The 25676-nt window shown below is 69.9% G+C and carries 19 protein-coding genes, 2 pseudogenes and 1 riboswitch; of the genes and pseudogenes, 14 read left to right on the forward strand and 7 right to left on the reverse strand.

Features of this window, described 5'->3' with window-relative positions; genetic code table 11:
- Nucleotides 1-19 precede the first annotated feature (19 nt).
- The 3 genes from ACWCQK_RS27265 to ACWCQK_RS27275 all read left to right on the forward strand — a co-directional run bounded on the left by ACWCQK_RS27265 (nucleotide 20) and on the right by ACWCQK_RS27275 (nucleotide 3906).
- Nucleotides 20-907 (forward strand): FadR/GntR family transcriptional regulator, encoded by an 888-nt coding sequence (locus ACWCQK_RS27265; protein ID WP_451159238.1) that lies wholly within the window; start codon nucleotides 20-22, stop codon nucleotides 905-907.
- 426 nt (nucleotides 908-1333) lie between these two features.
- Complete coding sequence (locus ACWCQK_RS27270) at nucleotides 1334-2884, forward strand: RNA polymerase sigma factor (RefSeq protein ID WP_451159240.1); 1551 nt, start codon at nucleotides 1334-1336, stop codon at nucleotides 2882-2884.
- Between the two features lie 158 nt (nucleotides 2885-3042).
- Complete coding sequence (locus ACWCQK_RS27275; RefSeq protein ID WP_451159242.1) at nucleotides 3043-3906, forward strand: S1 family peptidase; 864 nt, start codon at nucleotides 3043-3045, stop codon at nucleotides 3904-3906.
- Between the two features lie 210 nt (nucleotides 3907-4116).
- On the opposite strand, the gene ACWCQK_RS27280 is transcribed toward ACWCQK_RS27275, so the two are convergent.
- Nucleotides 4117-4347 carry a DUF7455 domain-containing protein gene (locus ACWCQK_RS27280; RefSeq protein ID WP_451159244.1) on the reverse strand — a complete coding sequence of 77 codons (231 nt, stop codon included), beginning with the start codon at nucleotides 4345-4347 and terminating at the stop codon, nucleotides 4117-4119.
- 441 nt (nucleotides 4348-4788) lie between these two features.
- Between ACWCQK_RS27280 and ACWCQK_RS27285 the strand changes: the two genes are divergently transcribed.
- The 6 genes from ACWCQK_RS27285 (at nucleotide 4789) to ACWCQK_RS27310 (ending at nucleotide 11964) form a co-directional block, all read left to right on the forward strand.
- A complete protein-coding gene (locus tag ACWCQK_RS27285) occupies nucleotides 4789-6909 on the forward strand; it encodes a DNA gyrase/topoisomerase IV subunit B (RefSeq protein WP_451159246.1) in 2121 nt (706 codons plus the stop codon).
- Nucleotides 6910-7393: 484 nt separating this feature from the next.
- On the forward strand, nucleotides 7394-7918 hold the full coding sequence (locus tag ACWCQK_RS27290; RefSeq protein WP_451159248.1) for a DUF1453 domain-containing protein: 525 nt from the start codon (nucleotides 7394-7396) through the stop codon (nucleotides 7916-7918).
- A complete protein-coding gene (locus ACWCQK_RS27295; protein ID WP_451159250.1) occupies nucleotides 7915-9066 on the forward strand; it encodes a sensor histidine kinase in 1152 nt (383 codons plus the stop codon). The genes ACWCQK_RS27290 and ACWCQK_RS27295 overlap by 4 nt, the downstream gene beginning before the upstream one ends.
- Nucleotides 9063-9746: a response regulator gene (locus tag ACWCQK_RS27300; protein WP_451159252.1), complete on the forward strand. Its 684-nt coding sequence runs from the start codon at nucleotides 9063-9065 to the stop codon at nucleotides 9744-9746. Before ACWCQK_RS27295 ends, ACWCQK_RS27300 begins: the two co-directional genes overlap by 4 nt.
- A 68-nt stretch (nucleotides 9747-9814) precedes the next feature.
- Complete coding sequence (locus tag ACWCQK_RS27305; protein ID WP_451159254.1) at nucleotides 9815-10375, forward strand: DUF485 domain-containing protein; 561 nt, start codon at nucleotides 9815-9817, stop codon at nucleotides 10373-10375.
- A complete protein-coding gene (locus tag ACWCQK_RS27310; protein WP_451159256.1) occupies nucleotides 10372-11964 on the forward strand; it encodes a solute symporter family protein in 1593 nt (530 codons plus the stop codon). Before ACWCQK_RS27305 ends, ACWCQK_RS27310 begins: the two co-directional genes overlap by 4 nt.
- Nucleotides 11965-12148: 184 nt before the next feature.
- Here the strand turns inward: ACWCQK_RS27310 and ACWCQK_RS27315 are convergent.
- The 3 genes and pseudogenes from ACWCQK_RS27315 to ACWCQK_RS27325 all read right to left on the reverse strand — a co-directional run.
- A pseudogene (locus tag ACWCQK_RS27315) lies at nucleotides 12149-12549 on the reverse strand (response regulator); the annotation flags it as partial.
- A gap of 49 nt (nucleotides 12550-12598) precedes the next feature.
- Nucleotides 12599-13540 (reverse strand): sucrase ferredoxin, encoded by a 942-nt coding sequence (locus ACWCQK_RS27320; protein WP_451159258.1) that lies wholly within the window; start codon nucleotides 13538-13540, stop codon nucleotides 12599-12601.
- A gap of 77 nt (nucleotides 13541-13617) precedes the next feature.
- Nucleotides 13618-14874 carry a citrate synthase family protein gene (locus ACWCQK_RS27325; protein WP_451159260.1) on the reverse strand — a complete coding sequence of 419 codons (1257 nt, stop codon included), beginning with the start codon at nucleotides 14872-14874 and terminating at the stop codon, nucleotides 13618-13620.
- Between the two features lie 98 nt (nucleotides 14875-14972).
- On the opposite strand from ACWCQK_RS27325, the pseudogene ACWCQK_RS27330 reads away from it, so the two are divergent.
- A pseudogene (locus tag ACWCQK_RS27330) lies at nucleotides 14973-16140 on the forward strand (citrate synthase/methylcitrate synthase).
- Nucleotides 16141-16307: 167 nt separating this feature from the next.
- Here the strand turns inward: ACWCQK_RS27330 and ACWCQK_RS27335 are convergent.
- Entirely contained in the window at nucleotides 16308-16544 is a 237-nt protein-coding gene (locus tag ACWCQK_RS27335; RefSeq protein ID WP_451159262.1) for a hypothetical protein, read from the reverse strand.
- Between the two features lie 134 nt (nucleotides 16545-16678).
- Nucleotides 16679-17230 carry a DUF6082 family protein gene (locus ACWCQK_RS27340; protein WP_451159264.1) on the reverse strand — a complete coding sequence of 184 codons (552 nt, stop codon included), beginning with the start codon at nucleotides 17228-17230 and terminating at the stop codon, nucleotides 16679-16681.
- Between the two features lie 322 nt (nucleotides 17231-17552).
- Between ACWCQK_RS27340 and ACWCQK_RS27345 the strand changes: the two genes are divergently transcribed.
- Nucleotides 17553-18740: a CobW family GTP-binding protein gene (locus ACWCQK_RS27345; RefSeq protein WP_451159266.1), complete on the forward strand. Its 1188-nt coding sequence runs from the start codon at nucleotides 17553-17555 to the stop codon at nucleotides 18738-18740.
- A gap of 157 nt (nucleotides 18741-18897) precedes the next feature.
- On the opposite strand, the gene ACWCQK_RS27350 is transcribed toward ACWCQK_RS27345, so the two are convergent.
- Nucleotides 18898-21354, reverse strand: coding sequence for a DNA gyrase/topoisomerase IV subunit A (locus ACWCQK_RS27350; protein ID WP_451159268.1), 2457 nt, complete (start codon nucleotides 21352-21354; stop codon nucleotides 18898-18900).
- 268 nt (nucleotides 21355-21622) lie between these two features.
- Here ACWCQK_RS27350 and ACWCQK_RS27355 point away from each other — a divergent pair, with 268 nt between their 5' ends.
- The 3 genes from ACWCQK_RS27355 to ACWCQK_RS27365 all read left to right on the forward strand — a co-directional run bounded on the left by ACWCQK_RS27355 (nucleotide 21623) and on the right by ACWCQK_RS27365 (nucleotide 25564).
- Nucleotides 21623-23023 (forward strand): M16 family metallopeptidase, encoded by a 1401-nt coding sequence (locus tag ACWCQK_RS27355; protein ID WP_451159270.1) that lies wholly within the window; start codon nucleotides 21623-21625, stop codon nucleotides 23021-23023.
- Nucleotides 23020-24423, forward strand: coding sequence for a M16 family metallopeptidase (locus ACWCQK_RS27360; RefSeq protein ID WP_451159272.1), 1404 nt, complete (start codon nucleotides 23020-23022; stop codon nucleotides 24421-24423). Before ACWCQK_RS27355 ends, ACWCQK_RS27360 begins: the two co-directional genes overlap by 4 nt.
- A gap of 211 nt (nucleotides 24424-24634) precedes the next feature.
- Nucleotides 24635-24798: riboswitch (cyclic di-AMP (ydaO/yuaA leader) on the forward strand.
- A gap of 13 nt (nucleotides 24799-24811) precedes the next feature.
- The gene (locus ACWCQK_RS27365) at nucleotides 24812-25564 is read left to right on the forward strand and encodes a M23 family metallopeptidase (RefSeq protein ID WP_451159274.1); all 753 of its coding nucleotides are present in this window, start codon (nucleotides 24812-24814) and stop codon (nucleotides 25562-25564) included.
- The last annotated feature ends 112 nt before the right edge of the window (nucleotides 25565-25676 follow it).

Raw genomic sequence — 25676 nt, forward strand, 5'->3', positions numbered from 1 at the left:
CGACGCCGACAAAGGATCCGTGAGTACCCTTGCGCACACCATGATGACCGCCGCCCGCTCCGCAGACTCCGGCCTCGTCGGCCCGGGCGAACTGGACCGCTACCCCTACGCGGAGACCTCCGTCTCCGACCGCGTCGGAGCTCCCGTGTGGGAGAGCGCAGACCCGGAACTGGGGCGTGTGGGCCGACGCGCCGCGGGCAACCGCGGCCGCGGCCTGCACGGCCAACTTGTTCAACAACTGGGGCAGATGATCGTCTCCGGTGACCTGGGCGCGGACCGCCCACTGGTTCCGGAGGAGATCGGTCAGCGCTTCGAGGTCTCCCGGACCGTCGTCCGTGAGTCGCTCCGGGTCCTGGAGGCCAAGGGCCTGGTCAGCGCCCGCCCGAACGTGGGCACGCGCGTGCGCCCTGTCAGTGACTGGAACCTCCTCGACCCGGACATCATCGAGTGGCGGGCCTTCGGACCGCAGCGCGACGACCAGCGCCGCGAGCTGAGCGAGCTGCGCTGGACGATCGAACCGCTCGCCGCGCGCCTTGCCGCAGGACACGGGCGCGAGGACATCCAGCAGCGGCTGTCCGACATGGTCGAGATCATGGGTCATGCGATGGGACAGGGCGACGCGCTCACCTTCTCCCGCGCCGACGCGGAGTTCCATTCGCTGCTGATCCAGGTCGCCGGCAACCGCATGCTGGAGCACCTCTCCGGGATCGTGTCCGCCGCCCTCCAGGTCTCCGGCGGCCCGGTCACGGGCTGTGACCGGCCGAACGAGGCCTCCCTCGCGCACCACGGCAGGATCGCCGACGCCCTCGCCGCGGGCGACGGCGCCGCGGCCGAGACGGCCATGCGTCAGCTGCTCACCATCCACCCCGAGGTGGAGCGTGTGGTGCCCGCCCCACGCGAGCACTGACCGCGCTCCGCGGTCGGCCCGGCCGGAGATGTCTCGCCCCTCCCGCGACATCGCCCGGTCGGCGTACCGTCCTCCGCCGGACCCCGCAGGAGCCTCCGGTTCCTGCGGGGTCCGGCGGTGCGACGGGGCGGCACGTTCGTCGCGGCGATCCAGGTCAGCCACGGGTGACCTAGTTTGTCCATGTGTGACATTTTTTGAGCGCTTACGGGGTGTGACTCGGGCCACGCAGATTGGGCGTAACGCTCGTGGAAACAACGCGATGACCTAAGAGGTGACTGCCGCGGAGGGAATACGGACGCCGTTAAAGGCGCTGTGTATCTCCCCGGCCCCCGCCCGCACCGTCGGCCCATCCCCAGGCCGGTGGTCGGCTCCTGTCCGCCGTGGACGGGGCCGGAAGCCGTTTTCCAACGTTCCGAGAGGTTGTTCGTGTCGGCCAGCACATCCCGTACGCTCCCGCCGGAGATCGCCGAGTCCGTCTCTGTCATGGCGCTCATCGAGCGGGGAAAGGCTGAGGGGCAGATCGCCGGCGATGACGTGCGTCGGGCCTTCGAAGCTGACCAGATTCCGGCCACTCAGTGGAAGAACGTACTGCGCAGCCTCAACCAGATCCTCGAGGAAGAGGGTGTGACGCTGATGGTCAGTGCCGCGGAGCCCAAGCGCACCCGAAAGAGCGTCGCAGCGAAGAGTCCGGTCAAGCGCACCGCCACCAAGACGGTCGCGGCGAAGACGGTGACCACCAGGAAGGCCACCGCCTCGACGGCTGCCCCTGCGACCCCCGCCGATTCCGACGTCGCCGATTCCGCCGACGAGGCCGCGACCGCCAAGAAGGCCGCTGCCAAGAAGACGACCGCCAAGAAGGCCGTGGCGAAGAAGACGACCGCCGTCGCGAAGAAGACGGTGGCCAAGAAGACCAGCGCCAAGAAGGACGACGGCGAGCTCGTCGAGGACGAGGCGCTCGAAGAGGTCAAGGGCGGCGCCGAGGAGCCCGAGGGCACCGAGAGCGCCGGCTTCGTGCTGTCCGACGACGACGAGGACGACGCGCCCGCCCAGCAGGTCGCGGCCGCTGGTGCCACCGCCGACCCGGTCAAGGACTACCTCAAGCAGATCGGCAAGGTCCCCCTCCTCAACGCCGAGCAGGAGGTCGAGCTCGCCAAGCGCATCGAGGCGGGTCTGTTCGCCGAGGACAAGCTGGCCAACGCCGACAAGCTGGCGCCGAAGCTCAAGCGCGAGCTGGAGATCATCGCCGAGGACGGCCGCCGCGCCAAGAACCACCTGCTGGAGGCCAACCTCCGTCTGGTGGTCTCCCTGGCCAAGCGCTACACCGGTCGCGGCATGCTCTTCCTGGACCTCATCCAGGAAGGCAACCTGGGTCTGATCCGCGCGGTCGAGAAGTTCGACTACACCAAGGGCTACAAGTTCTCCACGTACGCCACCTGGTGGATCCGTCAGGCGATCACCCGCGCCATGGCCGACCAGGCCCGCACCATCCGTATCCCGGTGCACATGGTCGAGGTCATCAACAAGCTCGCGCGCGTGCAGCGGCAGATGCTCCAGGACCTGGGCCGCGAGCCCACCCCGGAGGAGCTCGCCAAGGAACTCGACATGACCCCCGAGAAGGTCATCGAGGTCCAGAAGTACGGCCGCGAGCCCATCTCGCTGCACACCCCGCTGGGCGAGGACGGCGACAGCGAGTTCGGTGACCTCATCGAGGACTCCGAGGCCGTCGTCCCGGCCGACGCGGTCAGCTTCACGCTCCTGCAGGAGCAGCTGCACTCCGTCCTGGACACCCTGTCCGAGCGTGAGGCGGGCGTCGTCTCCATGCGCTTCGGTCTCACCGACGGTCAGCCGAAGACCCTCGACGAGATCGGCAAGGTGTACGGCGTCACGCGCGAGCGGATTCGTCAGATCGAGTCCAAGACGATGTCCAAGCTGCGTCACCCGTCGCGTTCCCAGGTGCTGCGCGACTACCTCGATTAGTCCCTGGTCGTACGGCACCGAGAGACCTTGGCCGTACGACACCGAAGGCCCGGTTTTCCCCGAGGGGACCGGGCCTTCGCGCGTGTCTGGGGGTGCGCGCCGCCACGCACTGGATCACTCTGGGTCTCCCATGAACACCCCAGAGTGAGGATCGGTGCATGCGTCGTCTTTCTTTCCGGGCCCTGGCCCGGCCGGTGATGCTGGCGGCTGTGGCGGCTGCCATACCGTTGGTCTCCACCACCCCCGTGGCCGCCGACAGCATCGTCGTGGGCGGATTCCCCGTCGATGTGTCCAGCAGCCCCTGGACGGTGGCGGTGTCCAGCCGTGACCGGTTCGGGGGTACGCGGGCGGGGCAGTTCTGCGGTGGGGTGGCGATCGGTCCGACCACAGTCCTCACAGCCGCCCACTGCATGGGCGAGGAGGTCCTGGGGGCGCCACCGGACCGTGCGACGGACCTCAAGGTCATCGCGGGCCGCACCGATCTGCTCTCGTCCCAGGGCCAGGAGATCGCCGTACGCGACACCTGGGTGAATCCGAGCTACGACAGCTTCAGTAATGCCGGTGACTTCGCGGTGCTGACGCTGGCGAAGCCACTGCCCGCAGGCTCGGTCATCGGGATGGCCGCGGTGGGTGATTCCGCGTACGAGCCGGGGACGGCCGCCACGGTCTACGGATGGGGCGACGTCACGGGGGGCGGTGACTATGTGCGCAGCCTCAGGGGGGCGCATGTGCACGTGCTGCCCGACGCTCAGTGTGAGCAGGCCTATCCCGGCAGTGCCGACGGAAGGTATCTGGCCGCGACCATGCTGTGTGCCGGCGAGACCGCGGGAGGCCCTGACGCCTGTCAGGGGGACAGCGGCGGCCCGCTGGTGGCCGGAGGCAAGCTGATCGGGCTCGTGTCGTGGGGGAGCGGCTGTGGGCGGCCCGGGAACCCTGGCGTCTACACACGCGTCTCCGACGTCGTACGGGTGCTGAGCCAGAGCCGCACAGCCCCGACACAGGGGGCGCGCAGAGCCCGCTGACGCTTTCTGAGCGTCGGTGCGTCGAGAGAGCGCCCGGCCGGTCGCCCAGCGGCCTGGTCGGGCGTTCGGGCGCTCAGCGGCCCGGCCCCCTTGTTCCGGGGTGACGCACGGAAGTCCTCTTCACGAGTCGGGCGGCCGTCTCCCGCGTTCGGGGGGCGGCCGCCCGTGCGCCGGCCTCTGCCGGAGCTGGCTCGTCGTGGATCCGAAGCGTCAGCGGTCGTCGTCGGGGGAGGATTCCGGAACGGAGGTCAGCCGCTCCGTCTCGTCCTGTATCTCAGCGGCGATCTTCTTGAGTTCCGGCTCGAACTTGCGGCCGTGGTGGGCGCAGAAGAGCAGTTCTCCGCCGCTCACCAGGACGACGCGCAGGTATGCCTGGGCGCCGCAGCGGTCGCAGCGATCAGCCGCCGTCAGCGGGCTCGCGGGGGTCAGAACAGTAGTCACGTCGCCTCTTCTCTAGCTCGACGAGCTGTCGTACCAGGGTCAACATCCAACCAGCCCCAAAACGTTCCCGCTCGTGGCTTCTCCTCGAAAAATTCTTCCGAGGCGGCAGGTTGCTGCCGGTTTAGCGGCGAATGTGCCGTATTGCGTGTCTGTCGGCTTACGGTTTCGCGCTGTCGATCATGGTCGGATCCTCCCGGCCGGGTTGCCGGTTTGTTCATGAGGACGTGCCCGGAGCCTAAATGGTTCATGCCCCGAAGGGAACGTGATATGTACTTCACTCCAACGAGGGATCGAACAGATATGCGACTCTGGACTACTGTGAGTTCGGAAGTGGGTGGCGTTACAACGGCTCTACCAGGCCTCGGTACCCTCTTGACGGCGACCCAAGCCGCGCCCTTACCCAGAAGGGCCCCCATTGAAATTCAGCGAGGAGCGAACCGCGTGACCGCCGAAACGTCCGTGCCGTCCACAGCGCTGCTGGCAGGAGCTGACCGGGACGGTTCCAACTACACCGCGCGGCACCTGCTCGTCCTCGAGGGCCTCGAGGCCGTACGCAAGCGCCCGGGTATGTATATCGGCTCCACCGACAGCCGCGGCCTGATGCACTGCCTGTGGGAGATCATCGACAACTCCGTGGACGAGGCCCTCGGCGGCTACTGCGACCACATCGACGTGATCCTGCACGACGACGGCTCGGTGGAGGTGCGCGACAACGGCCGGGGTATCCCGGTCGACGTCGAGCCCAAGACCGGTCTGTCCGGCGTCGAGGTCGTCATGACCAAGCTGCACGCCGGCGGCAAGTTCGGCGGTGGCTCGTACGCGGCCTCCGGCGGTCTGCACGGCGTCGGCGCCTCCGTGGTGAACGCCCTGTCGGCCAGGCTGGACGTCGAGGTGGACCGCAGCGGTCACACCCACGCCATCAGTTTCCGGCGCGGTGTTCCCGGCGCCTTCGTCGCCGAGGGCCCCGACGCGAAGTTCGAGACGGGCGGCCTGCGCAAGACCAAGCGGATCGCCAAGAACCGCACCGGTACGCGCGTGCGGTACTGGGCGGACCGGCAGATCTTCCTCAAGGACGCCAAGCTCTCCCTGGAGAACCTCCACCAGCGCGCCCGCCAGACCGCCTTCCTGGTGCCCGGCCTGACGATCGTCGTCCGCGACGAGTACGGCCTCGGGGAGGGCGGCAGCAAGGGCGAGGAGTCCTTCCGCTTCGACGGCGGCATCAGCGAGTTCTGCGAGTACCTGGCCACCGACAAGGCCGTCTGCGATGTCCTCCGCTTCACCGGCCAGGGCATTTTCAAGGAGACGGTTCCGGTCCTGGACGACCACGGGCAGATGACTCCGACGGAGGTCACCCGGGAGCTCGGCGTCGACGTCGCGCTGCGCTGGGGAACCGGCTACGACACGACACTCAAGTCGTTCGTCAACATCATCGCCACCCCCAAGGGCGGTACTCACATCGCCGGCTTCGAACAGGCCGTCGCCAAGACGATGAACGAGGTCCTGCGGACCAAGAAGCTGCTGCGCGTCGCTGAGGACGACATCGTCAAGGACGACGCCCTGGAGGGTCTGACCGCCGTCGTTACCGTCCGTCTGGCCGAACCGCAGTTCGAAGGCCAGACCAAGGAGGTGCTCGGTACATCCGCGGCCCGCCGCATCGTGAACACGGTGATCTCCAAGGAGCTGAAGGCCTTCCTGACCTCCACGAAGCGTGACGACGCGGCCCAGGCTCGCGTCGTCCTGGAGAAGGCCGTCGCCGCCGCCCGTACGCGCATCGCCGCGCGCCAGCACAAGGACGCGCAGCGCCGCAAGACGGCCCTGGAATCTTCCTCACTGCCCGCGAAGCTCGCCGACTGCCGAAGCGACGACGTCGACCGCAGTGAGCTGTTCATCGTCGAGGGAGACTCCGCGCTCGGCACCGCCAAGCTCGCCCGGAACTCCGAGTTCCAGGCGCTGCTGCCGATCCGAGGCAAGATCCTCAACGTCCAGAAGTCGTCCGTGACGGACATGCTCAAGAACGCCGAGTGCGGTGCGATCATCCAGGTCATAGGAGCGGGATCCGGCCGGACCTTCGACATCGAGGCGGCCCGCTACGGCAAGATCATCATGATGACCGACGCCGATGTGGACGGTTCCCACATCCGCACTCTGCTGCTGACCCTGTTCCACCGCTACATGCGGCCCATGGTCGAGGCGGGCCGGGTGTTCGCCGCGGTGCCGCCGCTGCACCGGATCGAGCTGACCCAGCCGAAGAAGGGCCAGGACAAGTACATCTACACGTACTCGGACCGTGAGCTGCGCGACAAGCTAATGGAGCTCCAGAGCAAGGGCACCCGGTACAAGGACTCCATCCAGCGCTACAAGGGTCTGGGCGAGATGGACGCCGACCAGCTGGCCGAGACGACCATGGACCCGCGCCACCGCACCCTCCGCCGCATCAACCTCTCCGACCTGGAGTCCGCGGAGCAGGTCTTCGATCTGCTGATGGGCAACGACGTGGCACCCCGCAAGGAGTTCATCTCGAGCTCGGCGGCGACGCTGGACCGGTCGCGCATCGACGCGTAGGTGCCGCTCTTGGCCGGGGTTCGGGTTCCGAGTCCCGGGGCGGGGGGTCTGACGTTCCGGGCCTGGTGTTCTGTGCCCGTGCCGGGGTTGGGGCGGGCGGGTGCGGTGTTAGGTGTGGCCGGGGCTGGCTGAGATAGACGCTGGACCAGCCCTGGGCTGGTCCAGCCTTCGCTGAGCCGGGCTGGGCCGGGCTGGGGCGCGCACTCCGCCCTCCTTCCCAGGGCTTGGACCTCGCTGTCTTGCCCGGCCCCGGGCATCGCGTGGCGCTCGCCCATGCCCCGAGTCGGGACCGTGGGGCGCGGCCGGCCCCGCCCAGCCCTGGGCATCGTGGGGCGTCTCCACCCACGGGTGGAGTGCTTGGGCCGTCCGGGATCCACCCATGATCCACCTCGGCTCCGATCTGCCGTCGCGCCCATTTCCGTAGCGTCGAAGGCGTCGGCGGCACTCGCTGTCGGCATCTCCTCTCCCGCTCACGGAGGCTGCGATGTCCGGGCTCGTCAACGTGTTGGTGATCGTGGCCGTGGTCGCCCTGGTGGTCGTGCGCCAGTTCCGCGCACGGCAGGTCGACGCAGACCGGCGCTGGTGGCTCGTACCCGTGATCCTGGCTGCGGTGGCCCTGCGGGAGCCGGGCGTGCTCGACTCCCAGCACCACACGGCGGCGGCTCTGCTGCTCGGCGTCGAACTCCTCATCGGCCTGGCCACGGGAGCCGGCTGGGCCTGGACCACCCGCATATGGGTGGAGCCGGACGGTGCCGTGTGGAGCAAGAGCGCCAAGGCGAGCGCGGCCGTCTGGGTCGCCGGTATCGGCCTGCGCGTGGGTCTCGTCGCGCTCGGCTCGTTGATGGGCGTGCACCAGGACAGCGCCGCCCTGATGCTCGGCCTCGCGGCCACCCTGCTGGTCCGCTCCGGCATCCTGGTCCGGCGGGCGCAAGCCGTCGCCTCGGCCGACGCCCGAGCCGCCGCGTACGGTGACGCCATGCCCCCGTCCACGCGGAAGGAACGGGTGTGACAGAGAACGCCTGGACCCGTTGGCCCTCGCGGGAGGCGCTCGGGCGCAAGGAGATCGTGCAGAGCCGACGACTGCTCGGTCGGGTCGTCAGGCTGTCGGTTCTCGGCGCGCTGCTGTGGGGTGCCTTCAGCAACAGCCGCATGCACGGCTGGGGCGTGGTGGCCGCTGCGGCGGGTGTCCTGCTGGCGGCCGCGGCAGCCTGGGGCTTCTTCAGGACCACCTTCGCGCACCGGCTCTGGCCCTCCATCGCGCTGATCACCGTACTGTTCGTCCTCGCGCTCGCGGGTCAGGCGGTCGACTTCAGGGTGCCCGCCCTGGTCATCTGGTGCGGCTGTGCGGTCACCGCCATCGAGCGGCTTCCTCTCATGGCCGCCGTGCCGGTGACGTCGGTGGTCCTCGGTGCCTACGCGGTGGTCAACAACGACTCATGGCTGACCACCGCCGCGACCACGGTCGGGCTCGCCCTCGCCGGCTACGTGCTGCGTCTGGATGCCGAGGCGCGAGGCAGCGCCCAGCGGCTGCTCGCCCAGGAGCGGGCGGCGCGGGCGGCCGAGGCGGAATCCGCGGCGCTCGCGGAGCGGGCTCGCATCGCGCGCGAGATCCACGACGTACTGGCCCACAGTCTCTCGGCGCAGCTGGTGCACCTGGAGGCGGCCAGGTTGCTGATCGAGCGGGGAGCCGACCGGGACCGGATCCTGGAGAGGGTCGTGGCGGCGCGCGGAATGGCTCGGGAGGGCCTCGACGAGACCCGGCAGGCACTGTCCGCGCTGCGCGGCGATCTGACGCCGCTGGAGGATTACCTGACAGAGCTCGTCCGCGCGGCCGACGGAGCCGAGGTCACCGTCACGGGTGAACGCAGAGCCCTGCCGGCCGAGGCGTCGCAGGCCGTGCGCAGGGTCGCGCTGGAAGCCCTCACGAACGTCCGCAAGCATGCCCTGGGCGCCAAGGTGGAGGTCCGGCTCGACTACAGCGCGCACCAGGTGACCTTGGACGTGAGGGATTCGGGCGGTTCGCCGGGCGAACTCTCCGGCGCGGGGGCCGGGTACGGTCTGCTGGGCATGCGGGAGCGCGCCGAACTGCTGGGCGGCTCACTCCGGGCGGAGCCGGACGAAGAGGGGTTCGTGGTGACGTTGAAGGTGCCGACATGACGCAGGAAGCGGCGACGAAGCCCGCGCGGGTCGTGGTCGTGGACGACCAGACCGTGGTCCGGGAGGGCATCGTGATGCTGCTGGGGCTGTTGCCCGGGATCGAGGTCGTCGGTGCCGCGGGGGACGGGGACGAGGCGGTCGAGCTGGTGGCGGAACTCGGCCCTGACGTGGTGCTGATGGACCTGCGCATGCCGCGGTGCGACGGGGTGGAGGCGACCCGGCGCATCAGGTCGCAGTACCCCGGGACGCAGGTGGTGGTGCTCACGACCTTCGCGGACGACGACTCGCTGTTTCCGGCGTTGAAGGCGGGGGCGCGCGGCTACCTCACCAAGGACGCCGGAGGCGAGGAGATCGTGCGGGCCGTGCACAGCGTGCTGTCCGGCGAGGCGGGGCTGGCGCCGAGCATCCAACGACGGCTGCTGGAGCGGTTGTCGGAACCCGAACCTGTTCCGGTGGCGCCCACCGAGGCACCCGACGGACTCACCGCGCGCGAGATCGACGTGCTGGCGCTGATCGCCGAGGGGCTCAGCAACCAGGAGATCGCCCGCAGACTGCACGTCTCCACCGCGACCGTGAAGACCCACATCAACAACCTGTTCGCCAAGACCGGGCTCAAAGACCGCGCCCAGGCGGTGCGTTACGCGTTCGCGAAGGGCGTGGCCCGGCCACCAGCAGGTTGAGTCACCTGATGGGGTGAAGAGCAGGGGGAAGATAGTCGGGGATCTTCCCTATCTGTCCATGCTTGGGCATGCAGTCAAGCAACGGGCACCCACGCGGAGGCGAGGGCGCTCCAGAGAGTCCGGACGAGAACCACGAACGGCTCGCCTCATCGCCTGCCGCAGCGCCGGAAGTCCAGCCGTACGACGACCCTTGGTACGACGCACTCGCCTCGGGCTGGGGCGAGGCGGCCGCCACGTCGCCGCCGGCGGTTCAGGTTCCGCAAGCACGCCGGGAACAGGACGGCCGGGCGGTGGCCATGGCCGAGGTCTACCTCGAGGTGCAGCGGAGTGCGGCCTTCCAGGAGGTGCGCAGCCGGTACCGGAGGTTCGTGGTGCCGGCGGTCGCCGTCTTCTTCGGCTGGTACGTGGCGTACGTGGTGACCGCGACGACCGCGCCGGGGTTCATGGCGCGACCCGTGGCAGGGGCCGTGAACGTGGCGATGCTCGCCGGGCTCGGCCAGTTCCTCAGCACGTTCCTGCTCACCTGGGCCTACGCCCGGCACGCGCGGCTGCGCAGGGACCGGGCCGCGCTCGAACTGCGCTGGGACACTCAGGAACTGACCCGAGGAGTCAGAGGCGGTATGTCGTGACGGGCAATCACCAGACCCTGGCGTTGCTGCTGTTCAGCGCCTTCATCGCCGTGACCCTGGGGATCACGACATGGGTGAGCCGCAACCGGCACGGCTCGGCGGAGGAGTTCTACGCGGGCGGCAGGCTCTTCTCACCCCTAGAGAATGGTTTTGCCATTGCGGGCGACTACATGTCGGCCGCTTCCTTCCTCGGTATCTCCGGTCTCATCGCGCTTTTCGGCTACGACGGGCTGCTCTACTCCGTGGGATTCCTCGTGGCCTGGCTGGTCGTGCTGTTCCTCGTCGCGGAACTGGTGCGCAACTGCGGTCGGTTCACCCTCGCCGACGTGGTCGCGGCACGGATGAGGGAGCGCCCGGTGCGGATCGCGGCGGGAACTTCCTCGGTCACCGTGTCCGTTCTCTATCTGGTGGCGCAGATGGTGGGCGCGGGCAGCCTGGTCGCCCTGCTCCTCGGGCGGACGAGTGAGGCGGCACAAGCCTGGACCGTCATCGGCGTCGGCGCGCTCATGGTGATCTATGTGTCGTTGGGAGGGATGCGGGCCACCACCTGGATCCAGATCGTCAAGGCGGTCATGCTGCTCGGGGGCACCATCGTGCTGACCGTCCTCGTCCTGATGCGTTTCCACGGAGACTTCGACCGACTGCTGCTTTCCGCGGCGGCGCGCAGCGGTCACGGGGAGGCGTTCCTGGCGCCGGGACTGAAGTACGGCGGGGACTGGACCGCGCGGTTCGACTTCATCAGCCTGGGGCTTGCTCTCGTCCTCGGCACGGCGGGCCTGCCGCACATCCTGTCCCGCTTCTACACCGTGCCCACGGCACGGGCCGCACGGCGCTCGGTCGTGTGGTCGATCGGGCTCATCGGCGGCTTCTATTTGATGACGATCGTCCTCGGGTTCGGGGCGGCGGCGATCGTGGGCCCGGACGCGGTGCGCGCGTCGAACGCGGCCGGCAACACGGCGGTTCCCCTGCTGGCGCTCGACCTGGGCGGTGGCGCGGAGTCGACGGGGGGCACGGTCCTGTTCGCGATCGTGGCGGCGGTCGCCTTCGCCACGATCCTCGCGGTGGTCGCCGGGATCACGCTCGCCTCCTCGGCGTCCGTGGCACACGACCTGTACGCGTCGCTGCGGCGTCGGCGAACGGAGCCGTACAGCGAGGTGGCCGTGGCCCGGACCGCCGCGGTGGGCATCGGGGCGGTCGCGATCGCCCTCGGCCTGCTGGCCCGTGACCTCAACGTCGCCTTCCTCGTGGGGCTCGCGTTCGCTGTCGCAGCGTCCGCGAATCTGCCGGTGCTGCTCTACTCACTGTTCTGGCGTGGCTTCACCACGAGAGGCGCTGTGTGGTCGGTGTACGGCGGGCTGGTGCCGGCGCTGGTGCTCGTCGTGCTGTCCCCGGTGGTCTCGGGGAGTCCGCAGTCGCTTTTCCCGGGCGTCGACTTCCAGTACTTCCCACTGGAGAATCCCGGGCTCGTGTCGATCCCGCTGGGCTTCGTCGCCGGCTGGCTCGGCACGGTCACCTCCGCCGAACTGCCGGACGAGGCCAAACACGCGGAGACCGAGGTGCGTTCGCTGACGGGGGCGGGGGCTGTGTAGCGGTACGAGGGGCGGCGGTCGCCTTGCCGTCGTACTGACCCGTCGTCGTGAGCGTGCAGTTCTCGCGTGCGGCCGACGGTGACCTGAGCAAGACGTACACGGCCGAGTCCGTCGAGAAGACCGCGGGCTGACATACGTACAGAGGGAGGGCACGGTCCCTTCCCCCGCCCCCATGGGCCGTGCCTCAGGCGCGGGTCTCCCACACGCAACGGTGTTCCGGGTGGCCCGCGTCGCCGTATTTGAGGTCAGGGTGGCTGGCCTGTGCGTTCCAGGAGCTTCCGAATGTGCCGACAGCGCACCGAACATGCGGTCCACATGGGCCTGTTCGACCTCGCCGCCTTCGTCAGGGTGCGGCGCAGCTTTTGCGTACGCCACCAGTCCGGCGCGCAGGCCCGCGCAGGCGAACGGTTTAAACACGTACTGAAGCGCACCCTGCCGCATCGCCGCCTGCACCGAAGCGATGGTCCGGACCCCCGTCACCATGATCACGTCGGTTCGGTCGCTGCGCCGACGCATCTTCTGGACGACCTCCAGCCGAGTCTCGTCGGGCGGATAGTGGTTCAGCAGGATCAGGTCGAGGCGGGGCGCTTCTCCAGTCGACACAGCGCCCGGGACGCCGCACGACCGAGAGAACTCAGCTTGCCAGCGCCGCCGTGGTCAGCTCGCGCACCGCCACCACGTCCATGCGGGCCGGCGCGCCCAGGATCGACGTGCCGCAGCTCTCCGGGCGGGGCGGCAGCGAGGCACCCTGCGCCACGACGACCCGCCAGTGGCGGCCGTCGACGTGCGCGACGGTCACGTCCCAGCGCGGCGCCGTGCCCTCCGTCCGGACGACGCTCAGCACGTCGGCCGCGGGTTCGTGCACCGCCGTGCGAACGGCCAGCTCGGCCGCCTGGCCCGGCCGCTCCCAGGCGGAGCTCCCGCGGCACCCCTCGATGACGATGCGGCCCTTCTGGGCCCCGTGGAGGACCTCCTTGACGGTGTGGGCCTCGGCCCGCCCGTACGCGTATCCGTACGGCAGGACGAGCACTGTCGGGGAGAAACGATGACCACCCAGATGGGTGACCTCCCAGACGCCCTCCACGCCCGAGGCGGCGAGTTCCGCGGCGAGGGGACGGCCGAGCAGGGCGCAGCAGCGGTCTCGCTTGCCGTTGGTGCACACGAGCGCGAGCGGGTCACCGGTGTGTGGCCTGCCTTGCAGCGTGGCCCCGAAGGTCTGGTGCTCCCCCCTGCCCAGAGCGGCGAAGTCCAGGTCGAGCAGGCGTTCGGGGGCGGCGGTCATGGCGCTGTGCAACCACACGTTTCCGGGAGTGGTATGGGCCGCGTACACCTGCCGCAGGGGAGATGTGCCGAAGTCGGCGTGACGGCCGGGGCGCCGGATGAGCGCGATGCGTACGCCCGTGCCGGTCGCCGCCGCCTCCAGGGCGCGGCCGAGTGAGGGATCCAGGTGGCTCGAAGTGAGCGCCTGGGCACCCCAGGGACCCGGCTGTTCCAGCAGGAGCCAGGTCCTCGCAGTGGCCGCGGTACCCGAAATGGGCTCGTCGAGGGTCCGCGAGACGCTCGTGCACGTACTCACAGAGGTGAGCCTAACCTGAGTTGCGCCCGGTGACTTCCGGGCGCGTCCACGTCGCGGTACGGCCGCGGTCGTATGCCCTATTCCGGGAGGGGCTGGGGCGGCTTCGGCCCTACGTAGTGTCCACTGGGGCGCATACGCAGCGGGCGTTCGCCGTACTCCTCTAGGGCGTGCGCGATCCAGCCCGCCGTGCGGGCGACGGCGAAGATCGTCTCGCCCGCGCTGGCGGGCATGCCGCAGGACGTGGTGAGCACGGCGAGGGCGAGGTCCACGTTGGCGTGCAGCGGGGTGTGGCGGGCGGTGGTCGTCACGATGTCGCGGGCGGCGGCGAGGCCGGGCGCGGCTCGTGGCATCTCCTCCAGAAGGGTGAACAGCGCACGCGCGCGCGGGTCTTCGCCGGGGTAGAGCCGGTGGCCGAGGCCGGGAACGCGACGGCCTGCCCGCAGTTCCTCCGCGATCACGGGAGCGGCGTCGCCCTGGTCGAGCACTTCCAGCAGCAGGCGGTGGGCGACCCCGCTGGCAGCGCCGTGCAGCGGGCCCTCGATCACGCCGAGCCCGGCGGAGACCGCCGCGTAGGGGTGTGCGCGGGCCGACGCCGCGACGCGCACCGCGAGCGTGGAGGCGGCCAGGTCGTGGTCGACGAGCAGCCCGAGTGCCGTGTCCAGGGCCTGTAGTGACGTCTCGTCGGCGTCCAGGCCGGTCAGGCGCGTCCAGAGTCGGTGGGCCAGTGGGCCCGTGTCGCGGTGACCGCGCCTGACCGGTGGCAGCGCCGCGACGAGTGTCGGGATGAGGGCGCGCGCGGTGCCGAGCACGGCGTCCTCGGACAGGTCGAAACGCAGCGGGTCGGCCGCCGCCGCGGCGATCGCGGCCACCCGCAACCGGTCGACGGGGCCACTGTGTTCGGGCAGGGCGCCGACCGCGCGACGGGCGACGGCGACGGAGGCCTCGGAGGCGGTGAACGCGATGCCCGGGCGCAGTCGTCCGGTCCACAGCCACTCGGCGATCTCTTCGTAGGAGTGGCGCGCGGCCAGTTCGGTGGCGTCCACGCCGCGGAAGTAGTACCGGTCCTTGTCGATGAGCGTGATGCGGGTGCGTACCGACAGGTCGAAGGGCGTGCCCGAACTCACGCCGCTGTCCCGCCTGTTGCGCCGGGCGAGCGCCTCGACCTCCTGGGCGTCGAAGGTGCTGCCGCGGCCGCCGGGCGCGCGTTGGCTGCTGAGCTGACCGCGGCTCACGTACGCGTACACGGTCTCGGGCTTCACGCCGAGCAGTTCGGCGGCCTCCTTGGTGCTCAGCCGCCGTCCGGGGTGAGCGGAGTCGGGTTCTTGATCGCGCATGGGGGTCACCGTAGTCGCCTTCTGATGTCTTGATCCAATCAATATTGACAGGGCAACAGTCAACCATGGACAGTCGAATCAATTCCAGGGAGGAAATCATGTCCGTCAACAGGTCGGCTGCCACTCTTGTCGACGTACCGCGGGGCCCTTGCGGGCGTCGTCGTCACCGACACCCGGATCGGTGACGTCCGCGGCATCGAGGGCTTCTATCACTACCGCCAGTACTCCGCCGTCGACCTCGCCCGGACCCGCGGTTTCGAGGACGTCTGGCACCTGCTGGTCCACGGCGAGCTCCCGGACGCCGCTCAGAGCGCCGCCTTCGCGGCCCGGACCGCGACGCTGCGCCGGCTGCCCGACGACGTGCGAGCGGCACTGCCGGCCATCGCGGTGGCCGGCGGACAGTCCGGACCACTCGCCGGCCTGCGTACGGCGTTGTCCCTGCTCGGCGCGGCCAAGGGCTTCCGCCCGGTGTACGACATCGACGCCGCACAGCGCCGCGAGGACACGGTCGTCGCCGCCGCGGCCGTACCGACGCTGCTCACCGCACTGCATCGGCTGCGGCAGGGGCTCGACCCGGTGGAGCCCCGTGCGGACCTGTCGTACGCGGCGAACTACCTGTACATGTTGACCGGGGTCGAGCCGGACCCGCGGCACGCCCGGGCCGTCGAGCAATACTTGATCTCAACCATTGATCACGGCTTCAATGCGTCAACCTTCACGGCACGCGTCATCGCGTCGACCGGGGCGGACGTGGCGGCCTGCCTTGTCGGTGCGGTGGGTGCGCTGTCGGGGCCGTTGCACGGCGGTGCACCCAGCCGGGCGCTGGACACCCTGGATGCGATCGGCACGCCCGACCGCATCGATCCCTGGATCCGGGCCCGTGTCCTCGCCGGCGAGCGCATCATGGGCTTCGGCCACGCGATCTATCGCACCGAGGACCCGCGTTCCCGGATGCTCCGCGAGACAGCCCAGCGCTTCGGCGGCCCGCGTGTCGAGTTCGCCGTGGAAGTCGAACGCCACGTCGAGGCGATCCTCGCCGAACTCAAGCCGGGACGCGCGCTCCACACGAACGTCGAGTTCTACGCGGGCGTGGTCATGGAACTCTGCGGCCTGCCGCGCGAGATGTTCACCCCCACCTTCGCGGCGGCCCGCGTGGTGGGGTGGAGCGCCAACATCCTGGAGCAGGCGGAGGACTCGAAGATCATCCGCCCGGTGGCGCGGTATGTGGGGCCGGGGGCGCCGGTGGCGGTGCCTGACACGGCCTGAGGGACGCATGTGGCCTGGTGCCGTTCTGGCGCCAGGCCTCATCGGTGATGAACGAGCGGTGACGGGGTGCCGGCGGCTCGCGAGAGGAGCCCGGTACGCTCGACGGTTGCGGCGGCCGGGCTGTGTGACGGCACGGGGCAGGGTGGACGCGTGCTCGTGCGATGGCGTCAGGCGTCGGGGATGTCCGCTTTGGCGCGGATCAGGGTCTCCCGGCTCACGATGACGATGCGTTCGTAGTCTGCACGGCTGGCGTCAAGGGGAAGTTCCCCGTCCAGCGCCTCGGTGGCTTCGGTGCCGATGACGGCGAAGTTGCCATCACTGAGTTCGAACACATCCGGGCAGTTGGCTCCTGAGGCACTACCGCGGGCGCTTGGAGGCACACCGATGCGGCGCACGATCTTCAAGGGATATCGGTCCTTACATTGGGCACACTGGTGGGCAGCAGGTTACTGGGCTTCATGAGGCGTACGTGCCCACACGGGCGAAAGACACGCGCCCGTGTCGTAGTTACCCAAGAGTTGGCTTGGTGCGGCGCAGGTCAATCGGTCGGCGGGTTGCCCACGACCCACCACTCGTCGGTGTCGGCTTCGTCGAGATCCTTGATGAGGCCGTCAACCATGCGACCGATCCTGGCCTCGTCGGAAGACTGCTTCAGGGTCGCGCGCTGCCCCTTGGAAGCCTCCCAGTACTCCCGCAGCAGTGGACTCTGGAAGAACTCGCGCAGATGCCCGTACAACTCCTCCTGGTCCAGAATCCCTGCCCGGTAGAGGTGGTACGTGTTGACGTACCACGCGTTGGCGTACAGGAAGAGACGCCGCTTCTCCGCGGGAATGGTCTTGTCGTAGGTGTCGATCACCGCCGCCAAGGAGGGATCGTCGATGGCCTTGACCAGAAGTTCCCAGTGCATGCGCTGCTGGTGGGCCAGAGCCCTGCGGCGAGAATCAAGTTCCTCGAGTTCGAGCCGCTTCCTATCCAGACGTGCCTCCTCGAGGCGGCGTTGACGCGTGGCCCGCGTCACTGTGCTGGTGGCGAGCAGCAGGCAGGCCGCTATGACTCCCAGCCTTCGCGCTGCGTTCTTCCGTGTGGCCATGTCAACCCCCGATTCAGGCGACCGTCCGCCGGCCGTCGGAGTGCGGGTCGACTGGTGGGGGCCGGCGAGCGATGGGCGGCGCGTGCCGCCTCCAGGGTGCCGAGCGGCTCTGATCGGCGGGGGAGGCGGAGAGGAGGCGCACGGAAGGAAGCGAGGGTCGCACACTTCGGCGCCATGCCCAACGTCTGCCCCGTCAGCGCTGCTAACAATCGTTCACTCAGCCGTGATTTGTTCCTGGCTCGTATGCTGGGGCGGCATTCATTCTTCGCACGTGCGCCGGTTCGCGAGCCGGTGCACGCGTCGGCGCGAGAGAGGTCGCACGTTGCGTCAGCCGAGCCCGGGTCCGCAGTCGCCCCCGCAGCCGACCCCGCAGATCCCGGTGATCGTCCTCGCCGGATTCCTCGGCTCCGGCAAGACCACGCTCCTCAACCACCTCCTCCATCACAGCGGCGGCAGCCGCATCGGCGCCGTCGTCAACGACTTCGGTGCCATCGAGATCGACGCGATGGCCGTGGCGGGCGCGCTCGGCGACTCCACCGTCTCCCTCGGCAACGGGTGCCTGTGCTGCGCCGTCGACGCCAGTGAGCTCGACGTCTACCTCGAACGGCTCGCGAACCCGGCCGTCGGTATCGACGTCATCGTCATCGAGGCCAGCGGACTCGCCGAGCCGCAGGAGCTCGTGCGCATGGTGCTCGCCACGGAGAACCCGCGGGTCGTCTACGGCGGACTCGTCGAGGTCGTCGACGCCGCCGAGTTCGACGACACCCGCGCCCGGCACCCCGAGATCGACCGGCACCTCGGCCTCGCCGACCTCGTCGTGGTCAACAAGCTCGACCGGGTGGCGGACGGCGAGCGGGTCCTCGGCCTGGTCCGGTCCCTCGCCGACCGTGCCGCGGTCGTCCCCGCCACCTACGCCCGCGTCGACCCCGAGTTCCTCTTCGACTGCCGGCCGAGCGAGGAGCGCATCGGGCAGTTGTCGTTCGACGACTTGCACGACGACCTTCAAGAAGCGCTCCATGAAGGGCCGCACGGCGACCCGCACGGTCACGACGGCGGGGGCGACCACGGCGGTCACCTGCACGCGGCGTACGACAGCCTGTCCTTCGTCTCCGAAGTCCCCCTGGAACCGCGCCGGTTGATGACCTTCCTCGACAGCAGGCCCGGGGGGCTCTACCGGATCAAGGGTTACGTCGACTTCGGCGCGTACGACGTCCACAACCGGTACGCCGTCCACACCGTCGGACCGTTCCTCCGCTTCCGCCCGGAGCCCTGGCCGGCCAACGGTCCGAGCGTCACCCAGCTCGTGCTCATCGGCTCCGGTATCGACGGACCAGGCCTCCGCAAGGAACTGGAGGCCTGCCGCCAGGGCGACGCCCCGCACACCGTCGACGAGCACGGTATGTGGGGTGTCCTCCGTTACGTACGCGAGCCAGATGATGGAGAAGGGGAAGGGGAAGGGGAAGGGCTGGATGAATCGGGTGAGCGGGGTGAAGCGGACGGCCTCGGCTGATCACACGGGCCCGACCGACCCGACCGACCCCCACGCCAGATGGATCAGGCAGCCCCTGTAACCCCAGGAAAGCCAGCCCCCCCGCAGCCCCAGGAAAGCCGGCGCCCCCGCCGACCCAGCAAGCCGGCGCCCCCGCAACCCCGACCAACGCGCCGACCTACACCGGACCCGCCACCACCGCCACCGTCTTCGCCAGCGAAACGCCTGAGCCGTCGCGGCGCGGGTCGATCTCCGGGAGCTCTGCCGGGGTGCCGTTCTTCTGCGCGGCCCGTGCCGGGACGGGGCCCGCCCAGCCCAGGGACAGGCAGTCCTCGCCCTTCAGGAACCGCTGGCAGCGGACGCCTCCGGTGGCGCGGCCCTTGCGCGGGTACTGGTCGAACGGGGTGACCTTGGCCGTCGTCTGCACGGAGTCGTCCAGGGTGCCGCGCGAACCGGCGACGGTGAAGACGACCGCGTCCACCGCCGGGTCGACCGCCGTGAAGGAGATCACCTTCGCGCCCTCGGTGAGCTTGATGCCCGCCATGCCGCCCGCCGCACGGCCCTGGGGACGGACCTGGGAGGCCTGGTAGCGCAGCAGTTGCGCGTCGTCCGTGATGAAGACCAGGTCCTCCTCGCCGGTGCGCAGTTCGATCGCGCCGACGATCCGGTCACCGTCCTTGAGGGTGATGACCTCCAACTCGTCCTTGTTGGTCGGGTAGTCCGGGACCACTCGCTTGACCACGCCCTGTTCGGTGCCGACGGCCAGGCCGGGGGACGACTCGTCCAGCGTGGTCAGGCAGACCAGGGTCTCGTCGCCGTCGAGCGAGACGAACTCCGTCAGCGGGGCACCGCCCGACAGGTTCGGCGCGGACACGGTGTCCGGCAGTTGCGGCAGGTCGACGACGTTGATCCGCAGCAGGCGGCCCGCCGAGGTGACCGCGCCGATCTCGCCGCGCGCGGTGGCCGGCACCGCCGAGATGATCACGTCGTGCTTGGTGCGTCTGGCGTCGGGGTCCTCCGGGAAGGGCTCGCCGTTCGCCGTGCGGGCCAGCAGACCGGTCGAGGACAGCATCACCCGGCACGGATCGTCCGCGACCTGGAGCGGCACGGCGGCGGTCGCGGCGCCCGCCGACTCCAGCAGCACCGTACGGCGTTCGGTGCCGAACTTCTTCGCCACCGAGGCCAGTTCGGCCGAGACCAGCTTGCGCAGCTCCGCGTCCGACTCCAGGATGCGGGTCAGCTCCTCGATCTCCGTGTTGAGCCGGTCCTTCTCCGACTCCAGCTCGATCCGGTCGAACTTGGTCAGACGGCGCAGCGGGGTGTCCAGGATGTACTGCGTCTGGATCTCCGACAGCGAGAAGCGCTCCATCAGGCGCTGCTTGGCCTGCGCGGAGTTGTCGCTGGAGCGGATCAGCCGGATGACCTCGTCGATGTCGACGAGCGCCGTCAGCAGGCCCTCCACCAGGTGCAGACGGTCCCTGCGCTTGGTGCGCCGGAACTCCGAGCGGCGCCGGACGACCTCGAAGCGGTGGTCGAGGTAGACCTCCAGGAGCTCCTTGAGACCCAGGGTGAGCGGCTGGCCGTCCACCAGGGCGACGTTGTTGATGCCGAAGGACTCCTCCATCGGCGTCAGCTTGTAGAGCTGCTCCAGGACCGCCTCCGGCACGAAGCCGTTCTTGATCTCGATGACCAGGCGCAGGCCGTGCTCGCGGTCGGTGAGGTCCTTGACGTCGGCGATGCCCTGGATCTTCTTCGAGCCGACCAGGTCCTTGATCTTGGCGATCACCTTCTCCGGACCGACCGTGAAGGGCAGCTCGGTGACGATGATGCCCTTGCGGCGGGCCGTGACGGTCTCCACCGAGACCGTGGCGCGGATCTTGAAAGTGCCGCGGCCCGACTCGTAGGCGTCCCGGATGCCGGTCAGGCCGACGATCCGGCCGCCGGTGGGCAGGTCGGGACCCGGGACGAACCGCATCAGGGCGTCCAGGTCCGCGCCCGGGTGGCGGATCAGATGGCGGGCGGCCGCGATGACCTCGCCGAGGTTGTGCGGCGGCATGTTCGTGGCCATACCGACGGCGATGCCCGACGAGCCGTTGACCAGGAGGTTCGGGAAGGCGGCCGGCAGGGTGACCGGCTCCTGCTCCTGGCCGTCGTAGTTGGGGGCGAAGTCGACGGTGTCCTCGTCGATGGACTCCGTCATCAGGCTGGCGGCTTCGGCGGCCTTGCACTCGGTGTACCGCATGGCGGCCGGCGGGTCGTCGTTGCCCAGCGAACCGAAGTTGCCGTGGCCGTCGACGAGCGGCACGCGCATGGAGAACGGCTGGGCCATGCGCACCAGGGCGTCGTAGATCGAGGCGTCGCCGTGCGGGTGGAGCTTGCCCATCACTTCGCCGACGACACGCGCACACTTGACGTAGCCACGCTCGGGGCGCAGGCCCATCTCGTTCATCTGGTAGACGATGCGGCGATGTACCGGCTTGAGGCCGTCGCGGGCGTCCGGCAGAGCGCGGGAGTAGATGACCGAGTACGCGTACTCGAGGAAGGAGCCCTGCATCTCGTCGACGACGTCGATGTCGAGGATCCGCTCCTCGTACGCGTCGTCGGGCGGCGGGGTCTTCGTGCTGCGGCGGGCCATCGCTGCCGGCTCCTTGCTGAAGCGTGAACGGGTTCTGACGCGGACCATTGTGGACCGCGCTACTGACAGTGCGGGCGAGGACCCGGCGTCGGCCGCCCGGCCCGGTGTGGAAGGCGCCTCACTCCACGACTGCCCGCAGGCTACGCGATCTCGCTCTCGGCGTACGTCCCGCGGGAACTTCGCCCACGGTCGGTCCGCTTGCATACAGTGGCAGGACAGGCACGAATCGCGCGGTCCGAGGACCGCGACCGCGATCGAAGGGACGTACATGCCCATGGGTCACACGGCCACAGCCGAGGCAGGCTCCGGGGGCCTGACAGCGACCGAGCACCGCTTGGCCAACGGCCTCCGCGTGGTGCTCTCCGAGGACCATCTGACCCCGGTCGCGGCGGTGTGCCTCTGGTACGACGTCGGCTCCCGTCACGAAGTCAAGGGACGTACGGGCTTGGCTCACCTCTTCGAGCACCTGATGTTCCAGGGGTCCGGGCAGGTCAAGGGCAACGGCCACTTCGAGCTGGTGCAGGGCGCCGGCGGCTCGCTCAACGGCACCACCAGCTTCGAGCGCACCAACTACTTCGAGACCATGCCCACCCATCAGCTGGAGCTCGCCCTCTGGCTGGAGGCCGACCGTATGGGCTCCCTGCTCTCCGCGCTCGACGACGAGTCCATGGAGAACCAGCGGGACGTCGTCAAGAACGAGCGCCGCCAGCGCTACGACAACGTTCCCTACGGCACCGCGTTCGAGAAGCTGACCGCCCTCGCCTACCCGGAGGGCCACCCGTACCACCACACGCCGATCGGCTCGATGGCCGACCTGGACGCGGCCACCCTGGAGGACGCGCGCGCGTTCTTCCGGACGTACTACGCGCCCAACAACGCCGTGCTCTCCGTGGTCGGCGACATCGACCCCGTGCAGACGCTCGCCTGGATCGAGAAGTACTTCGGCTCCATCGCCTCGCACGACGGCAAGCCCGCCCCGCGCGACGGCTCGCTGCCCGACGTCATCGGCGGGCAGCTGCGCGAGGTCGTCGAGGAGGAGGTCCCGGCGCGCGCGCTGATGGCCGCCTACCGGCTCCCGCAGGACAACACGCGCGCGTGCGACGCGGCCGACCTGGCGCTGACCGTGCTCGGCGGCGGCGAGTCCTCCCGCCTCTACAACCGGCTCGTACGGCGCGACCGTACGGCGGTGGCGGCCGGCTTCGGCCTGCTGCGGCTGGCCGGGGCGCCCTCCCTGGGCTGGCTGGACGTGAAGACGTCCGGTGACGTCGAGGTGCCGGTCATCGAGACCGCCATCGACGAGGAGCTCGCCCGGTTCGCCGAGGAGGGCCCCACGGCCGAGGAAATGGAACGCGCGCAGGCACAGTTGGAGCGCGAGTGGCTGGACCGGCTGGGCACGGTGGCCGGCCGCGCCGACGAACTGTGCCGCTACGCGGTCCTGTTCGGCGACCCGCAGCTCGCCCTGACCGCCGTCCAGCGGGTGCTGGACGTGACGGCCGAGGAGGTCCAGGAGGTCGCCAAGGCCCGCCTGCGCCCCGACAACCGCGCGGTGCTCGTCTACGAGCCCACCGCCCCCGAGGCCCTGGACGACGCCGAGGCCGCGGAGAGCACCGAAGACCCGGAGTCCGCGGCGACCGTGGAAGCCACCGACGAGACCGAGGCGGCCCAGTGACCGAGCTCACCACGATGGAGTTCCACCCGCAGCCCCGGCCGGGCGAGGCCAGGCCCTGGGCGTTCCCGGCGCCCGAGCGCGGCACCCTGGACAACGGGCTGACCGTCCTGCGCTGCCACCGCCCCGGCCAGCAGGTCGTCGCCGTCGAGGTGCTCCTCGACGCGCCGCTGGACGCCGAGCCGGCCGGCCTCGACGGGGTGGGCACGATCATGGCGCGCGCCTTCTCGGAGGGCACCGACAAACTCTCCGCCGAGGAGTTCGCCGCCGAGCTGGAGCGCTGCGGCGCCACTCTCGACGCGCACGCCGACCACCCCGGCGTCCGGCTGAGCCTCGAAGTGCCGGTCTCGCGCCTGGAGAAGGGGCTCAGCCTGCTCGCCGACGCCCTCCGGGCGCCCGCCTTCGCGGACAGCGAGGTCGAGCGGCTGGTGCGCAACCGGCTCGACGAGATCCCGCACGAGCTGGCCAACCCCGGACGCCGTGCCGCCAAGGAGCTCTCCAAGGAGCTGTTCCCGGCGACCTCGCGCATGTCGCGCCCGCGCCAGGGCACCGAGGAGACGGTCACGAAGATCGACTCCGCGGCCGTGCGCGCCTTCTACGACCGGCACGTCCGCCCCGCCACGGCCACCACCGTGGTCGTCGGCGACCTCGCGGGCCTCGACCTGGACGAGCTTCTCGGCGACACCCTGGGCGCCTGGAAGGGCTCCCAGGCCGCGCCCCGCCCCGTGCCGCCGGTGAGCGCCGACGACACCGGCCGCGTGGTCATCGTGGACCGTCCCGGCGCCGTCCAGACGCAGCTGCTGATCGGCCGCATCGGTGCCGACCGGCACGACCGGGTGTGGGCCGCCCAGGTGCTCGGCACGTACTGCCTCGGTGGCACCCTCACCTCCCGGCTGGACCGCGTCCTGCGGGAGGAGAAGGGCTACACCTACGGGGTGCGCGCGTTCGGGCAGGTGCTCAGGTCGGGCGCTCCCACCTCCGCCGGAGGGGCCACCGGCGCCGCGATGCTCGCCATCAGCGGCTCCGTGGACACTCCGAACACCGGTCCCGCCCTGGAGGACCTGTGGACCGTGCTGCGCACGCTCGCCGCGGAGGGGCTGACCGACGCGGAGCGTGACGTCGCCGTGCAGAACCTCGTCGGGGTGGCGCCGCTGAAGTACGAGACCGCGGCGGCCGTCGCGGGCACGCTGGCCGACCAGGTCGAGCAGCACCTGCCCGACGACTACCAGGCGACGCTGTACCAGCAGCTCGCCGCGACCGGCACCGTGGAAGCCACCGCGGCGGTCGTGAACGCCTTCCCGGTGGACCGTCTGGTGACGATCCTCGTCGGGGACGCGGCGCAGATCAGGGAGCCCGTCGAGGCCCTCGGCATCGGTGCGGTCACGGTCGTGTCCGCCGAGTAGGGACGACGCGGAGGCACGCGCGTGCGGGGCCCTGGTGACCGATGGGTCACCAGGGCCCCGCCATGTGCGCGGAGTGTCCGAATTGGGGGAGAGTTGCCTGTCTGCCCTGTGGGATGCGCTACAAAAGCGGCGATCCGTTTGAGGATCGAAAGACGGCGCCCGTACGGTCAGGCGGTCTGTCCGTCAGGCAGTGCGCCGCACCCGCGGCAGCGGACAGTCATCGCCGAGTCCCCGTACGGCGCGAGCCAGGGGAGCCGGGGACCCATGCAGTCCCTGGGGTGAATCGGACGCCCGCGCGTGCCGCGAGGGGGTCCGTAGGAGACCTTCCTGCTCCGAACCCGTCAGCTAACCCGGTAGGCGAGAGGGAAGGAAAGGAACCAGCCTCTACATGGCGTTCATGTGCGCCCCCGGGAAGCATCGTCGTCCCGGCCGGATGAAGCGCACCAGCGCTCAGGCAGCCGGCATCGCGGCCCTCGCCACCACCGGCGTCATCGGTACCCTCGCGGCCCCCGCCCTCGCCGCCGAGAACTCCGTCGAGCAGACGGGCCTCACCCCGGTCATCACCATCGGCGACTCGGTCGCCGAACAGATCGACGCCCAGGCCGCCGCGCAGAAGCAGGCCGCCGAGGAGAAGGCGGCCCTGCAGGTCGCCCGCGAGAAGGCCGCGGCGAAGGCCAAGGCGGAGCACGCGGCCAAGGTGCGTGCCGCCCGCGAGGCCGAGCGCGAGCGGCTCAACACCTTCGTGACGCCCATCGCGCACTCCTACGTCTCCACCGGCTACCTCAGCGGCGGCTCGCTCTGGTCGTCCGGCAGCCACACCGGCATCGACTTCCACGCGGCCAGCGGCACCTCCGTCCACACGGTCGGCTACGGCACCGTCGTCGAGGCCGGCTGGGGCGGGGCGTACGGCAACCAGGTGGTCGTCAAGATGAACGACGGCACGTACACCCAGTACGGTCACCTGTCGTCCATCGGCGTCTCCGTGGGCCAGAAGGTCGTCACGGGCCAGCAGATCGGCGTCTCCGGCGCGACCGGCAACGTCACCGGCCCGCACCTGCACTTCGAGGCCCGGACCACCCCCGAATACGGCTCGGACATCGATCCGGTCGCCTACCTCCGCACGCATGGTGTGAACGTCTGACGGCAGTCGGCGAGACATACCGAAGCCCCGGCTCCCCGAGCCGGGGCTTTCGGCCTTTCGGAGGCCTTCCTGTCCAAAAAATATCCCTGGATTCCGGCCGCCCGTCGGAAAT

Source organism: Streptomyces sp. NPDC002306 (genome assembly GCF_053593435.1).